Annotated in this window: 13 protein-coding genes; 8 read left to right on the top strand and 5 right to left on the bottom strand. The window is 33.1% G+C overall.

Translation table 11 applies throughout. The annotated features are described in order from the left end of the window. Positions 1 to 14 precede the first annotated feature (14 nt). Positions 15 to 1,205: a hypothetical protein gene (locus tag IGK21_RS08530; protein WP_181918604.1), complete on the top strand. Its 1,191-nt coding sequence runs from the start codon at positions 15 to 17 to the stop codon at positions 1,203 to 1,205. A 45-nt stretch (positions 1,206 to 1,250) separates the two neighbouring features. On the opposite strand, the gene IGK21_RS08525 is transcribed toward IGK21_RS08530, so the two are convergent. After that, on the bottom strand, positions 1,251 to 1,997 hold the full coding sequence (locus IGK21_RS08525) for a recombinase family protein (RefSeq protein WP_258925202.1): 747 nt from the start codon (positions 1,995 to 1,997) through the stop codon (positions 1,251 to 1,253). A gap of 835 nt (positions 1,998 to 2,832) precedes the next feature. Here IGK21_RS08525 and IGK21_RS08520 point away from each other — a divergent pair. Then, on the top strand, positions 2,833 to 7,959 hold the full coding sequence (locus IGK21_RS08520; protein ID WP_438719226.1) for a Cna B-type domain-containing protein: 5,127 nt from the start codon (positions 2,833 to 2,835) through the stop codon (positions 7,957 to 7,959). Positions 7,960 to 8,209: 250 nt separating this feature from the next. Here the strand turns inward: IGK21_RS08520 and IGK21_RS08515 are convergent, their stop codons facing one another. The 4 genes from IGK21_RS08515 to IGK21_RS08500 form a co-directional block, all read right to left on the bottom strand. Then, complete coding sequence (locus tag IGK21_RS08515) at positions 8,210 to 8,476, bottom strand: bacteriocin immunity protein (RefSeq protein ID WP_207432527.1); 267 nt, start codon at positions 8,474 to 8,476, stop codon at positions 8,210 to 8,212. Between the two features lie 4 nt (positions 8,477 to 8,480). Beyond that, complete coding sequence (locus IGK21_RS08510) at positions 8,481 to 8,645, bottom strand: leucocin A/sakacin P family class II bacteriocin (protein ID WP_207432557.1); 165 nt, start codon at positions 8,643 to 8,645, stop codon at positions 8,481 to 8,483. Positions 8,646 to 8,737: 92 nt separating this feature from the next. Next, on the bottom strand, positions 8,738 to 8,935 hold the full coding sequence (locus IGK21_RS08505; protein ID WP_438719224.1) for a hypothetical protein: 198 nt from the start codon (positions 8,933 to 8,935) through the stop codon (positions 8,738 to 8,740). Between the two features lie 1,134 nt (positions 8,936 to 10,069). Further along, the gene (locus IGK21_RS08500) at positions 10,070 to 10,744 is read right to left on the bottom strand and encodes a dihydrodipicolinate synthase family protein (protein WP_438719222.1); all 675 of its coding nucleotides are present in this window, start codon (positions 10,742 to 10,744) and stop codon (positions 10,070 to 10,072) included. 381 nt (positions 10,745 to 11,125) lie between these two features. Between IGK21_RS08500 and IGK21_RS08495 the strand changes: the two genes are divergently transcribed. The 6 genes from IGK21_RS08495 (at position 11,126) to IGK21_RS08470 (ending at position 15,546) form a co-directional block, all read left to right on the top strand. Continuing rightward, positions 11,126 to 11,545: a MerR family transcriptional regulator gene (locus tag IGK21_RS08495; protein WP_002332330.1), complete on the top strand. Its 420-nt coding sequence runs from the start codon at positions 11,126 to 11,128 to the stop codon at positions 11,543 to 11,545. A gap of 76 nt (positions 11,546 to 11,621) precedes the next feature. Next, complete coding sequence (locus IGK21_RS08490) at positions 11,622 to 12,488, top strand: aldo/keto reductase (RefSeq protein ID WP_438719221.1); 867 nt, start codon at positions 11,622 to 11,624, stop codon at positions 12,486 to 12,488. Next, complete coding sequence (locus tag IGK21_RS08485; RefSeq protein WP_438719219.1) at positions 12,485 to 13,108, top strand: NAD(P)H-binding protein; 624 nt, start codon at positions 12,485 to 12,487, stop codon at positions 13,106 to 13,108. The genes IGK21_RS08490 and IGK21_RS08485 overlap by 4 nt, the downstream gene beginning before the upstream one ends. A 229-nt stretch (positions 13,109 to 13,337) precedes the next feature. Next, positions 13,338 to 13,856 (top strand): flavodoxin family protein, encoded by a 519-nt coding sequence (locus IGK21_RS08480; RefSeq protein ID WP_368016339.1) that lies wholly within the window; start codon positions 13,338 to 13,340, stop codon positions 13,854 to 13,856. Positions 13,857 to 13,880: 24 nt separating this feature from the next. Beyond that, the gene (locus IGK21_RS08475) at positions 13,881 to 15,179 is read left to right on the top strand and encodes an MFS transporter (RefSeq protein ID WP_438719217.1); all 1,299 of its coding nucleotides are present in this window, start codon (positions 13,881 to 13,883) and stop codon (positions 15,177 to 15,179) included. Positions 15,180 to 15,423: 244 nt separating this feature from the next. Continuing rightward, positions 15,424 to 15,546: a hypothetical protein gene (locus IGK21_RS08470; RefSeq protein WP_278250207.1), complete on the top strand. Its 123-nt coding sequence runs from the start codon at positions 15,424 to 15,426 to the stop codon at positions 15,544 to 15,546. The last annotated feature ends 40 nt before the right edge of the window (positions 15,547 to 15,586 follow it).

Raw genomic sequence — 15,586 nt, 5'->3', positions numbered from 1 at the left:
GTAATGAATCTTATTTGACACAATTTATACAATCAACAATATATGAATTTAAAAAAATAAAAAGAAAATATTATCGTTTTGAATTTAAAGAGGGGATTGAAGGAGTTGTTTCAAACTACAATAATATTCCCGAATTGTTAGAAAAAAGAATGAAGCGTATTTATCAAGTTCTTGAAAATTATAATCAAGAGAATTCGAAAAAATTAAGAATAAATTTTAGACAAAAAAAGCTAATCGAATTCCCAATAAATTGGTATTCTACATTAGGAATTAGTATCTATACAAGTGATAGATACTTTAATAATTATGCGATTACTTATGAAAATTTAACTGCTTATTTAGAAGCCTTAACTATCCAAATGTCTGATGGTATTGAAGTATGTCGTAATTTTTGGGAAAAAAATTATGAAACAATTTTACAATATGCAGATCCCATAAATTATTTTGAAGAACTAAAAATTTATACTGTAGATAATATGAAAAGAATTGTCGAAAATAAAAATGATAAAATTCAATTTTTAAAAGAAGTTAGAGAGTTATTAATGAAAAAATCTGCAGTAAATTACTTGCAAGTTTATTTAAAAAATTTTCTAGAAAATAGTGATTTATTTGAACTTGAATTTAATATTAACAATCGTGAATATATAAAAGATTCAAAATCTATCTTTAAAAACATAACCCAACTTTCAATGGGCCAAAAAGTTGTTGCTATACTTTCATTTGTGTTAACTTTTAGCGAATTTACAAATGATAATTCTCCATTTATTGTTGATCAACCTGAAGACAATTTAGATAATCAATATATTTATAAAAATCTTGTAGATGATTTGAAAACAATGAAACTTAAGCGACAAGTAATTTTAGCCTCTCATAATTCTACTATTGTGATGAATAGTGGAGCAGAACAAGTTATTGTTATGGATTCAGATAATGAACATGGTTGGCCAATGAGTAGCGGATATATGGCTGATCGATCAGTTGTTAATCATGTTATTAATATATTAGAAGGTGGAAAAGATGCATTTACAGATAAAGCATATTTTTATAATTATGGATTAAAAAAAGAAGCAAAAAATTTTATTAATCATGAAATCATTTCATGGAATGATGCTCTTGAAGATGTAGTATTAGAGATATTAAGAAAAATTGAAAATATGTCTGTAGACCAAATTCAAAATATATTGAACAATATTGAAAAAATATAGATACACAAGTAGTAATTATATTTCTAAATTTGAAAAAGAAAAATATTAATCATAGTTATTTCGAATACAAGTAGACATTTCATTTTTTATTCTATAAACTGTTTGTCTCGTAACATTGTAGTCTTTCGCAATCTTAGCAATTGCAACACCTTTTTTAAGATCCTCAACGATGTTTTTATAAACAAGACGACGTTGGGGATCTTTTGCGTCCACACTATATAGCTTAGGGCGTCCACTGTAAACTCCCTTCGCTTTAGCAATCTTAATTCCTTGTGCCTGGTGTCGTTTAAACACTGTACGTTCCTGCTCTGCAATCATAGCTAGAATCTGAATGATTAAATCTTTGATGAACTTATCTAGGAGAAGATCTCCGATTGCTTCAGCCATGATTGGTAAACTAGTGATTATTAGTTGTACATTTTTCTTTTTGAGGTAATTGACTGAGTCAATGATTTCGTCATAATTTCTGCCTAATCGATCGATGGTTTCGACAATAAAAATATCTTGTTCACGGACAAACTCTAAAGCTTCCTGGAAAATCGGTCGTTGAGTAATTGTTGCTCCAGATTGTTTCTCGATAAAGATTTTTTCTGCACCAAGTCTTTGTGTCGTCGCCTCTAGTGGGACGACACAGTGGCAATGAACACATTTTTCAGGTGAATAGCGAAGTATCCCACGATAAATCATGCAAATTTGGCCTTTGTACTTTTCTTTCGTTAAGCAATTTTCCTCAAAGTGGATATTTAGGTCTAGAATATTTAGAGTATCTTTGATAAGCTGAGTCTGAGACATCTTGAATCCTCCTTATGAATGGTTATGCCAAATCAATTCTAAAGGAGGATTCAAGGTGTCTTTTCTATTTTTTATCAATAAAAAAGATGTCAGTGGAATCCACCAACAGCAAAAAGTATAGAGCCGAAATTACACACTAGTTGGTAAGGTGAGGATAATCATGTAGAAACTTCAGTGAATCTTTCATCACGAAATTAGGCACAACTGTCGATCCCCAATATGAAATCGACTCATACGCAGAGAAAGGATTTTTGGAAGGTTAAGTTCACTCGATGTAACAAATCAAACTACGAATATTACCATGAGAATATAAGAACACGAATATTTTAAGATAAAAAAATGGAGAGACTTATGAAAAATATTCTTGGAAGCAAGTACAGTTGAAGGAGAAAATCCTAAATCATCAATATACATGTTTTACTATCAAAATCTACTGAAATCTATGTATTTAATTATAAAATTTAATTGGTGTTATATATAAGTACAGGAATATTTTTTAAATCTAATATTTTTAGGTATGCCATTGATATATATAACGTACGAAAATAAAATGATGGGGTGGCGAAATAACTTTCATAATATAAAATATATTATTAATATTAAGTATAAAATAATTTAAAAATAACAAATTTTAATTTCGTGTTACATAATTATACCTATATATATGTTCAGTTTTATCCAATGTTGACTATAAATAAAATATTTTGCTATATTATACAAATCAGGTATAATTTGCTTGTCTTGTTAAAACTAGAGATAGCTATGTTTGTTTTATGTTACGTTTTTAACGTGATTCTTTTCAGGTATGCCAATTATATAGTTAGGAGAATTAAGAATGAAAAAATTGAATAATCTACTAGTATTGACTTTATTTTTGTTATCCAATTTTTCTTCTCTTCTTCCGCAATTTGTATATGCAGAAGAGGGTAGAGATGTCAGTAGTAATGTTACCTCTTTAAGTGTTGATCCTAAAAATGTAAGAGATGGTGAGAATTTTACTGTTAGACTAGAATTTGACGAAAAATCTATAGACATTAAACCACAGGATTATATCAGGGTAAGTTGGAATAGTAATGGGGAAATTTTTGGAACAGGATATAATAAAAACATTGATTTACTTATTCAAGGTAAAAATGTTGGAACAATTTACGTAAAAAATGATAATGCTACAATTGTTTTCAATGAGAATATACGCAATTTGAATGATGTAGAAGGTTGGGCTCAATTTGAGATGCTAGCAAGAAACTTAACTAATACCAGTCAAGAAAATACAGGTGATTTGACAATAAGTAGTGGTAATAAGAATGCGGAAGTGTCTGTAACCAAACCAGCTTCAGGTAATAGCAGTGTATTTTATTATAAAACCGGTGATATGCTTCCAGAAGATACACAACATGTTCGTTGGTTTTTGAATATTAATAATAATAAAGCATATGTAGAAAAAGAGGTATATATAATAGATGAAATTCAACGAGGGCAAAGACTTGATCCAGATACTTTTGAAATCACAACAGAAATGAATGGTTATTCAAAGAATTACAGAGGCACAGAAGGAGTCGCTAAATTTTTAACGGAATATCCAGGATCAACATTCAACTATTCAGTAGATGATAATACTATTACTGTCATCTTACCTGCCAATATAGTAAATCTAACAACTTTTAGAATTGCATATAAGACGATTATTACTAATGATAATCAAGAGTCCTTTGTTAATAATTCTACAGCTTGGTTTAAAGAGTACAATCAACCAGCCGTTGAAGGCGAAGCTTTTAATCATTCAGTGAAAAATATAAATATTTCAGGCGGAATTACTGGAACAGTCAAAGGCGAATTAAAACTTGTGAAAAATATTCAAGGGACAGATATTGGGATTCCAAATGTTCAATTTGAGTTAAGAAGAGTAGATGGGCAGCTTATTCAAGGAAAAGATAGTGTCACTTTAAAAACAAATGAACAAGGAGTTGCAGTAATTAAAGGTTTAGCAGTAGGTGAATATGCTGTAAAAGAAATAAGTGCACCAGAATGGATTCATTTCGATCCATTAAATACACCTGAAATAAAATTTTCGATTAGTGAGACAGATACTAAAGGGATCGAATTAAATATAACTAATGAAAAGAAAAAAATAAATGTTACAGCAACGAAAAAATGGGAAGGTGGGGAATTACCTCGACCAACTATTTATTTTAAATTATTCCGCGCAATATCGACGGATAATAAACTAGAAGAGATTTCAAACATAAATCTAGGAGAAATTAAAGATGGACAAGATTCATTTACATGGAATGATTTAGATCAATATGATGATTATGGTAATGAATATAAATATAGTGTCAAAGAAGTTGATCAGAACGGAAATGATTTTGTTCCGAATGGATATAAAAAAATAGAAAATGGGCTTACAGTAACTAATCAAAATATTGAACAAGTTAATATCACAGGAACAAAAACATGGAATGACAATGAAGATCAAGATGGAAAACGACCAAAAAATATTACGGTGAACTTACTGGCAAATGGGAAGCAAGTACAAAGCAAAGAAGTAAGTGAAACCGACGGTTGGAAGTATGAGTTTATTAACTTACCAAAATACGAAAATGGACAAGAAATCACCTATACGTTGACGGAAAACCAAGTGCCAGAGTACAATACAGAAATCAAAGGATTCGATATCACCAACAGTTACACCCCTGGAAAAACCAGTGTAAGTGTAACAAAAACATGGAACGATAATAATAACCAAGATGGTCTACGTCCAAATAGTATCAAAGTCCAATTGTATGCCAATGGAGAAGCCAAAGGATCACCAATTGAGTTGACAGAAGGAAATCAATGGAACCATACATGGAATGATCTAGCCGAAAAAGCGAAGGGACAAACCATTGCCTATACAGTAAAAGAAGTAGACCAAGTGCCAGGTTACACGAGTCAAGTAGACGAGAGTGATTTAGGAAATGTGAAAATCACGAACACGCATAATCCGGAAACGACAGAAGTATCTGGTCAAAAAACATGGAATGACAATGAAGACCAAGATGGAAAACGACCAAAAAATATTACGGTGAACTTACTGGCAAATGGGAAGCAAGTACAAAGCAAAGAAGTAAGTGAAACCGACGGTTGGAAGTATGAGTTTACTAACTTACCAAAATACGAAAATGGACAAGAAATCACCTATACGGTGACGGAAAACCAAGTGCCAGAGTACAATACAGAAATCAAAGGATTCGATATCACCAACAGTTACACCCCTGGAAAAACCAGTGTAAGTGTAACAAAAACATGGAACGATAATAATAACCAAGATGGTCTACGTCCAAATAGTATCAAAGTCCAATTGTATGCCAATGGAGAAGCCAAAGGATCACCAATTGAGTTGACAGAAGGAAATCAATGGAACCATACATGGAATGATCTAGCCGAAAAAGCGAAGGGACAAACCATTGCCTATACAGTAAAAGAAGTAGACCAAGTGCCAGGTTACACGAGTCAAGTAGACGAGAGTGATTTAGGAAATGTGAAAATCACGAATACGCATAATCCGGAAACGACAGAAGTATCTGGTCAAAAAACATGGAATGACAATGAAGACCAAGATGGAAAACGACCAAAAAATATTACGGTGAACTTACTGGCAAATGGGAAGCAAGTACAAAGCAAAGAAGTAAGTGAAACCGACGGTTGGAAGTATGAGTTTACCAACTTACCAAAATACGAAAATGGACAAGAAATCACCTATACGGTGACGGAAAACCAAGTGCCAGAGTACAATACAGAAATCAAAGGATTCGATATCACCAACAGTTACACCCCTGGAAAAACCAGTGTAAGTGTAACAAAAACATGGAACGATAATAATAACCAAGATGGTCTACGTCCAAATAGTATCAAAGTCCAATTGTATGCCAATGGAGAAGCCAAAGGATCACCAATTGAGTTGACAGAAGGAAATCAATGGAACCATACATGGAATGATCTAGCCGAAAAAGCGAAGGGACAAACCATTGCCTATACAGTAAAAGAAGTAGACCAAGTGCCAGGTTACACGAGTCAAGTAGACGAGAGTGATTTAGGAAATGTGAAAATCACGAATACGCATAATCCGGAAACGACAGAAGTATCTGGTCAAAAAACATGGAATGACAATGAAGACCAAGATGGAAAACGACCAAAAAATATTACGGTGAACTTACTGGCAAATGGGAAGCAAGTACAAAGCAAAGAAGTAAGTGAAACCGACGGTTGGAAGTATGAGTTTACCAACTTACCAAAATACGAAAATGGACAAGAAATCACCTATACGGTGACGGAAAACCAAGTGCCAGAGTACAATACAGAAATCAAAGGATTCGATATCACCAACAGTTACACCCCTGGAAAAACCAGTGTAAGTGTAACAAAAACATGGAACGATAATAATAACCAAGATGGTCTACGTCCAAATAGTATCAAAGTCCAATTGTATGCCAATGGAGAAGCCAAAGGATCACCAATTGAGTTGACAGAAGGAAATCAATGGAACCATACATGGAATGATCTAGCCGAAAAAGCGAAGGGACAAACCATTGCCTATACAGTAAAAGAAGTAGACCAAGTGCCAGGTTACACGAGTCAAGTAGACGAGAGTGATTTAGGAAATGTGAAAATCACGAATACGCATAATCCGGAAACGACAGAAGTATCTGGTCAAAAAACATGGAATGACAATGAAGACCAAGATGGAAAACGACCAAAAAATATTACGGTGAACTTACTGGCAAATGGGAAGCAAGTACAAAGCAAAGAAGTAAGTGAAACCGACGGTTGGAAGTATGAGTTTACCAACTTACCAAAATACGAAAATGGACAAGAAATCACCTATACGGTGACGGAAAACCAAGTGCCAGAGTACAATACAGAAATCAAAGGATTCGATATCACCAACAGTTACACCCCTGGAAAAACCAGTGTAAGTGTAACAAAAACATGGAACGATAATAATAACCAAGATGGTCTACGTCCAAATAGTATCAAAGTCCAATTGTATGCCAATGGAGAAGCCAAAGGATCACCAATTGAGTTGACAGAAGGAAATCAATGGAACCATACATGGAATGATCTAGCCGAAAAAGCGAAGGGACAAACCATTGCCTATACAGTAAAAGAAGTAGACCAAGTGCCAGGTTACACGAGTCAAGTAGACGAGAGTGATTTAGGAAATGTGAAAATCACGAACACGCATAATCCGGAAACGACAGAAGTATCTGGTCAAAAAACATGGAATGACAATGAAGACCAAGATGGAAAACGACCAAAAAATATTACGGTGAACTTACTGGCAAATGGGAAGCAAGTACAAAGCAAAGAAGTAAGTGAAACCGACGGTTGGAAGTATGAGTTTACTAACTTACCAAAATACGAAAATGGACAAGAAATCACCTATACGGTGACGGAAAACCAAGTGCCAGAGTACAATACAGAAATCAAAGGATTCGATATCACCAACAGTTACACCCCTGGAAAAACCAGTGTAAGTGTAACAAAAACATGGAACGATAATAATAACCAAGACGGTCTACGTCCAAATAGTATCAAAGTCCAATTGTATGCCAATGGAAAAGAATTTGGAAACGTTGTGAAGTTGAGTGAAAATAATAGTTGGACTACAACGTGGAATAACCTATCGGAAAAATCTGAAGGTCAAACAGTTACGTTTACAGTAAAAGAAGTTGGAAAAGTAGATGGCTACACGAGCCAAGTAAATGAGAAAAATATGGGGAATATCGTGATTACAAACACTCATAAGGTTGATAAAAAAAGCACATTGATCAATAAAGAGAATAATAAAGTCAATAAGGATAATATTATTAAAAAATTCCTACCTAGAACAGGTAGTCATAAGTCAAATATATTCATACTTCTTGGTATATTAGTATTAGCAGTCAGCTTAATTTTGTGGATTAAGAAATATAAAAAGTGAGATCTTTATAATTATTGGAATTGGATCGATAGGTTTATTTAAAAACATCAAAGCTAGTAAAATTTTCGGCTCTTTTCTTTGTCAAACAATATTGGTGAAAAGAAACCCTAGAATGATTGGTGAACAGAAAGAACTATTTTTCTTTCTGTTCCTTCCAAATATATTGTAACATTTTAATTTCTATATTCCATATGTTCCTTAAAACTCAATTAGATACTTTTATAAAAAATAGAATGGCACTTATCATAACTCAAAGTCCCGACCATGCTTTGGGAGTTTTTACTTCAGCAAGTAACTCCAATAAAACTTTTGGTGTGGAAAAGCCGTTTCTAATAGTGAATCCACTAATTGCAGGTTGAAATTCTTTCTTGTAATCATAATAAAATTCACCTTTAGCAGCACTAGCTTTTACTTTTTCTAAAATTTCACATAGATTTTTATCTTTTTTAATTTCCGGGGTGGCTAATGCTGTTTCAGTTAATTCTAGAACTTTGTTGATAGATTTATTACTTTTCATAGTATTAATGTCCCATACCTGCCAAACCAGAAGCCCAGCCACTAATAATGATTCCTGCAATATTTTCTTTAGCTTCTTCCCAGTTAACCCAGCATTTACTATTATTACAATAAACAACATTACCATATGAACGCGTAGCTGCATCAACTTTTGTACCAAAATTTGTCACAGCTAACCCAAATGTTCCAATAAGAGCTAAACTAAATAATTTTTTTCTCATAAATCAATACCTTCTCTTTCTAAAATAATTATAAATGATTTTTAGAAAAATTTGATAATTATATCATAAACAGTTGTTTTGAAAGCATAATGGCAATAAAAAATCATTGTTAAAACTAATCTCATTTGTATTCTTCTGGGAATTAATTCATTCCCTCGAAAATCGAGTGTCACACAATAACGCGCATAATTTCCTACTTTTCTCAAATATTTTGCTACTTGATTTTCATATTCTTCCATTCCTGGAGTATACCCTATTGAGATCTAATTTTATATCTATCTGAACTTAATTAAATGAACTATTGAAAGAACGCTGAAATGAGGAATTAAAACAGGATCAAAACCTTAAAAGTTGTTGGCCCTTCTATAAAGCTATAGAATATTTTTCGAATTTTTGTGTGACAAATACTGAGAAAAATTTTTGCCATTTAAATAGAAAAGTGACAACTAGATTTTTCAATGATATGTCAGTGTCTATTTAGGGTACACTCTAAATAAACACTTAGTGGATTTTATAGACTATAAGGTCTATCATTATTTATAAGCTATATAGTGTATAAGAGGAGATTAATATATCAGAAAAGAAATATGATTTGCATGACAATGATTTGATGACTGCGACTGAAGCTAGTCTAAGATGGGGATATGATTCAGATTATGTAAGATTTAATGGGATGGGAATATAAAAATATATATTGTCGATCATATTATCTAAAATAAGTTAACTTATTTGGAGGTGAGAAAATTGTCAGAAAAAGATTTTTTAATTACTTAATTTTAGCTTTAAAAAATTTAGGAAGTTCTAAATCGCTCATTTACAATATTGAAAATGAAATAAAAAGATTAATGAAAGTTTATTCGCCAGATGAAATAGCACAGGAGAATGAAAACTTAAAGTAATTCAGAGAGAAAAACCACTTAATTTATGATAAAACTGTTTTGTTAGTACTAGGATTTTTCTAGTTTTTATTTTAAACAGATAGAACATAAATTTAAGTGGTTTTTCAAATTTCATAAAACAAAAGACTTAAATAAAACAAATAACAGTAGCGTATAAATAATTTGAATGATCGGGAGTAATGAATATATCTTCGTTTTAATTTGAATTTGTTTATTTTGACAAAATTTTTTTAAAAAAATATTATTCAATAAACACGTCAAATTTATGAGTATATAAAATATTATTGCAACTCGTAAATTATCAAAATTGCTGATTTTCTAGTAAAAATTAATTTCCAAGAGGTGTCCTGCATATGCCAAAATTGATGTTCTCAGTTTTAGAAATTTCATTTTTTATAAAGGGAAGTGGCGAATTTTCGAATATTTTGGCAATTTTCCCTTTTAAAGAATGATAATCCTGATTGGTTTCGTTTGCTAGTAATGAATCAAACCATTGCTTAACTTCATTTGGATATAGATTTCCAGCAATTGAAGATAAGCCATTGTACCCAAACTCGATTTTTTGTTCCAACTTTTTTCCCCACCAGCAAAATAATGAAGTGGTGTATCAGTTGCTTTGTTTAATTCTAAAACTTTTCTCGGATCCCCAGCCTCTTTTATCCCTGACACTAGATTATGATTAATTAAATCTTTGTATGATTCTATAGATAAATCAAAGCCAGTTCTTAAGGGATTATTATAGATAATCGCTTGTTTGTTAGCTGCTTCAATTATTGCATTTGTGTAGTGCAATGCTTCTTTCTGGGTCGGTAATACATACGGAGAATAGCCAATCAAAATAGCTGATATTTGAGGTATCTTGTTTATTTTTTTTGCCAGCTGTTGCGCCTCAACTTGTCTAATACTAGATACGCCAAAAATCAATTCAAAATCAGAGTCAACTTTTAAAAGCGACAAATGATCAATCAGTTCAAGTTTTTCGTTTAAACTTAATGAATGCTGTTTACCTGTGGAACCACAAACTAGCACAGAATGTATTCCAAGTTTATTTAAATGCTGAATGTGCTCAAGTGTTGCCTCGATGTTCAACTCTTCATTTTTGTGAAAAGCTGTTGGCACAGCGATATGGTAATTATTTGTTAATGTCATGTTGCTTTCTCCTCGTTAAAGTTAATGGCTGTCTTAATGGTTAGTATAACAAACGATAGAGTGACTGGAAATGATAAAGCTGTTTGATCATTTAGACTTTTCAATCAAGAAATTGGAAAGAAAAAGAACATGTTTGTTACTATGGGAAATTGTATTTTAAAAGCTCGAAATCAACAGAAAACGAAATGAATTCAAAAATCGATTTCTAATCTAGAGAATTATGAACACTTATTTTGAGATTAAAAAAAATATTTGATATGATTCTAGTTTTGAATAGTAACAAAAATAAAACGAGATTTTAAACTTTTTTACAATAGCTTGCCTTATAGTTCACTTTAGGGCTTATGATACTTATATAAAAAGATGTGGAGGTTAATTTTAATGAATATTAAAAAAGCAGCGGAAATGTTTGATTTAAGTGTAGACACACTACGCTATTATGAACGGGTTGGTGTCATACCACCTATTCACCGCAATGAGAGCGGCTATCGGGATTATACTACGAATGATCTTAATTGGATTTATCTAGCAAAAAACTTACGAAATGCGGGATTATCGATCGAATCACTCATTGAGTTTGCTCAATTGGCCCAATTACGTGAAACGCAGAATGTAGAAAAAGCTCAGAAGCAGATTTTATCTGATCAATTAGAAGAATTAGACAAAAAGTTAGCGGAAATGCAGGAAGTACGAGACTTACTTATTTATAAGATAGAAACGTATGATGATCACATCGCAAAATTTAAAGCAGGTGAATTGGAGCCTGATAAAGTCGAAAAACTATGGGAACGAAAAAAATAAAACTTTTTTCTTGCTATGGACTTAACTCCAAGGTTTAGGATAGAACATGTAAAGAAAATTAGAGGAGGAAAACCATATGCAAACAATTACTTTGAATAATGGCGTAGAAATGCCACAATTAGGATTTGGTGTTTATCAAATTCCATTGGAGGAAACATCTGAAGCAGTCTATCAAGCCATTAAAACAGGCTACCGTCTGATCGATACAGCTTCTATTTACGGAAATGAAAAAGAAACAGGTGAAGGAATCAAACGTGCCATCAATGAAGGCCTAGTCACTCGAGAAGAACTTTTTGTTACTTCTAAATTGTTTATTCTCCAAGCACCAGAAGAAAAAGCTGCGGAAACGATTGAATATTCTCTTAAAGTAATGGGGTTGGATTATCTGGATCTTTATCTTATTCATCAACCATACGGAGATATTTATGGTGCATGGCGATCAATGGTTGCTGCTCAAAAAGCAGGAAAATTACGTACCATTGGGATTTCAAATTTCAAATCGGCTAAGATGATCGAGTTTGTTGGTTTGAATGAGGTAAAACCTCAAATCAATCAAATCGAAGTAAATCCTTGGAATCAAAGAGTTGAAGATCAAGAATGGCATGAAAAATATGGCGTACAAGTGGAAGCTTGGGCACCATTTGCAGAAGGTCGTCACGAACTATTTACCAATCCTGTACTAGCAGAAATCGCTAAACAATACGGAAAAACAGTAGGACAAGTTGTATTACGTTGGTTAATGCAAAGAGGAATTGTTGCTTTAGCCAAATCTGTTCGTCCAGAACGAATGGCAGAAAATATTGCGATTTTTGATTTTGAGCTTTCAAAAGCAGATCTTGCGAAAATTGCAGCATTAGATATGAAAAAATCAGCCTTCTTTGATCATGATGCACCCCAACAAGTAGAATGGTTTATGAATCGGATGGTGGATACAGAAAAATGAGCAAAAATATCCTAATTATTGGTTCTGGTGGTCAGATTCCACAAGTTTTAATCCCCCTTTTACAAGAGCAACCTGAGTTACATTTGACTTTATTTGGGCGTCATGCCGCTGACTTGCCTTATACAAATGTAACAAAGGTTTCTGGAGATGCTAGAAATTTAACTGACTTGATCAAGGTTATGAAAAACCAAGAGGTCATTTATATGAATTTTGATAATAAAAAAGTAACAGAAATTGTGATTGATGCAATGTATAAAACGGGTGTGAAACGAATCATTCAAGCAGGTGTACTTAGCGTGTACGGTGAAGTTGCAGAACCGTTTGCCATATGGAATAGTCGCATGATGGGAGGGTCAGTCGCGCATAATCGGGGTGTAGAATCATTGGAAGTCAGTGATTTGGATTACACTTATATGCGTATGACTTGGCTCTATAATGGGAATCGAAAGGATTATATTGCTAGTCCTAAGAGAGAACCATTTTTAGGTGCTCAAATTACGAGACGTGCCATTGCTCAATTTATAATGGACAATATCACAGGAAAAAGAAATGACATACGAGCAAGCATTGGGTTGTGGGAACCTGGTTCAGAAAATAAATCAAAACCTGATTTTTATTGATAGAAGGATACCAGTTTAACCATTTAGCAAAGTAAAAGTGAATACTGTGTCATCAATCATGAGATAGTTGATGCCGCAGTATTTTTATGGGGAAATAATATGTAAAGAGGGCGATTGAGGTGTTTAAGAAACGAATTTCATACTTCTTAATAACGTTTATAAGCCTCATGATTATTGGATTTATTACTTTACCTAAATTGATAAGCAAAAATCAAGAGGATGAGAAACGATGAGAAATCCCAAAACATTGATTGTTTATTATTCACGAACTGGAAATACAAATGAAGTTGCTGAACTGATTCAAGAAAAGGTTGGTGGAGAACTTGTACAAATCGAAACAGAAGAAAAAAGACCAACAGATTATCAGAAGGAAGTCGAACAAAATGTACAAGAGCAGGAAAGAGAGGTCTTACCAGAATTAACAACGACCATTCCTGATTTTGACAAGTACGAACGGATTTTTTTGGGGACACCAACGTGGAATATGGCGTTGCCCCAAGCCGTTGTTTCTTTTTTAGATAGCTATGATTTCAATGGGAAAACAATCATACCTTTTAATACACATGGTGGTTACGGTGCGGGTTCAACCTTCAGCCAGATAAGTGCTAATACTAAAGGTGCCAATGTACTAGAAGGGTACACTGTAAAAGGTGGAGAAGAGACAAAGGGTCTCATGCTTATTATTAAAGATAAAAATAGAGAAAAAGTATCAAAAGAAATTGATACATGGTTAGAAACAATCAATTAAAGAAATAGAAAGAAGTTAGGAAATTTGAACAGAGAAAAATTTGGTGTCATTTTACCAATTACATTATTAGCTTATTTTTTGATATTAATGGATAATTCAATCATTTTTACAAGTTCTGTGCAGATAGGTGAAAGTTTAGGGTTATCTGCTGCGGCACTTTCATGGGTATCAAGTGCGTACACACTCACTTTTGGAGGTTTTTTGTTATTAAATGGACGTCTTTCTGATCTATTAGGGAGAAAACGTATTTTTTTGATAGGATTACTTATTTTTGGTCTCAGTTCTTTAGTGATTGGGCTATCGCAAACAGCTAAAATGGTCATTATGATGCGCGCGGTACAAGGAATTGGTAGTTCCATTATCGCACCGACAACTTTGGCATTGATTATGGATGCTTATCAAAATAATATGAGGCAACGGGCGATTTCTTATTATGGAGCAACCGCTGGAATTGGCTCAAGTATTGGTTTATTAGTCGGTGGTGGACTGACTAGCTTGATTTCATGGCGTGCAGGATTTTTAATAAATGTTCCATTTACTCTGGTATTATTTATCTTAACATTGAAGTATGTGAATCCTTCAGCACCTCGAAAAGAAAATATCGACTATTTAGGTAGTTTACTTTCCGTACTGGGTTTGGTTGGTATTATCTATGGTTTTACAGAAGGAATACTTAGCTTCGTATTAATAGGAATTATCTGTATATGTTTGTTTATTTTATGGGAGCGAAAGACTTCTTCTCCTATTCTCCCTTTAGCACTTTTTCAAAATAAGATTCGTTCTGGTGCTTATGTGACTCGTCTCTTATTTATGATGGCTATGTTGCCATTTTGGTTCTTCTTGCCACAGATGATGCAAAGTCAATATGGTTTTTCAGCGCTAGAATCCGGTTTCGCTTTTTTACCACTGACAATTGTTAATTTTATGATTGCGATGCAATTACCGAAGTTAACTTCAAAATTTGGAAACAATAAGATATTACTGATTGGAGAAATCACATTATCTATAGGGTTGATTTTACTTGCAATTTCAAATCCAGAAAATGGCTATTGGCAGACTGTTTTTGTACCTATGATCATACTTGGATTAGGGCAAGGTTTAATTTTAGCTCCAGTTACATCTGCGGGTGTTTATGAAGCACCTGATGAATTGGCTGGTATTGCAAGTGGGGTTACAAATACAATGCATCAAATTGGCGGTCCTATCGGATTGTCATTGATTGTCGCAACAACAACTAATTTTCAAACTGAAATCTGGATGATGACAGCATTTATACTTATCTCTATATTGGTGGTTGCTCTCTTTGTTAATAATATAAAATAGGTGTTTTCTATTAATATTCATCCAAAATGAAAACTGAGATCTAAGATTTGATGAGCAATCAATCTTTTAGATCTCAGTTTTTATAACTAATTCTTATATTTATCATTTATTACTGAAAAATTTTGCCATTTAAACAGAAAAGTGACAAACGTTCGACAAAACCAACAACCAACTTGATGAAGTCAAAGAGCAAATTCCTGAACGGCAAGCACGAGGACAACAAATCAAGGTGTTCTTGAAATAATTGGAGCAGGTTGATGTGGTCGATCAATTCGATGATTTGTTTATTGGACTGGTTGGTAGTATTCAGGTTTCGGGGGATAAAGCTGTGGTGCGATTCAAGGATGAGGCTGAGGTGGAAGGTTAGGATAAAGAATGTCGCATGATCGTTTATCGAATCCCAAGCG

It is taken from the genome of Enterococcus sp. DIV1421a (assembly GCF_051711025.1).
Lineage (GTDB): Bacteria > Bacillota > Bacilli > Lactobacillales > Enterococcaceae > Enterococcus_B > Enterococcus_B hirae.
Note: the sequence above shows the minus strand (reverse complement) of the source record. Positions and strands in the feature narration are given on the sequence as shown.

Bases quoted from the DNA above. Each gene is read 5' to 3' on its own strand.
- IGK21_RS08500 (WP_438719222.1), bottom strand. From the start codon at position 10,744: ATGACATTAACAAATAATTACCATATCGCTGTGCCAACAGCTTTTCAC.
- IGK21_RS08480 (WP_368016339.1), top strand. From the start codon at position 13,338: ATGAGAAATCCCAAAACATTGATTGTTTATTATTCACGAACTGGAAAT.
- IGK21_RS08515 (WP_207432527.1), bottom strand. From the start codon at position 8,476: ATGAAAAGTAATAAATCTATCAACAAAGTTCTAGAATTAACTGAAACA.
- IGK21_RS08525 (WP_258925202.1), bottom strand. From the start codon at position 1,997: ATGTCTCAGACTCAGCTTATCAAAGATACTCTAAATATTCTAGACCTA.
- IGK21_RS08485 (WP_438719219.1), top strand. From the start codon at position 12,485: ATGAGCAAAAATATCCTAATTATTGGTTCTGGTGGTCAGATTCCACAA.
- IGK21_RS08495 (WP_002332330.1), top strand. From the start codon at position 11,126: ATGAATATTAAAAAAGCAGCGGAAATGTTTGATTTAAGTGTAGACACA.
- IGK21_RS08490 (WP_438719221.1), top strand. From the start codon at position 11,622: ATGCAAACAATTACTTTGAATAATGGCGTAGAAATGCCACAATTAGGA.
- IGK21_RS08505 (WP_438719224.1), bottom strand. From the start codon at position 8,935: ATGGAAGAATATGAAAATCAAGTAGCAAAATATTTGAGAAAAGTAGGA.
- IGK21_RS08520 (WP_438719226.1), top strand. From the start codon at position 2,833: ATGAAAAAATTGAATAATCTACTAGTATTGACTTTATTTTTGTTATCC.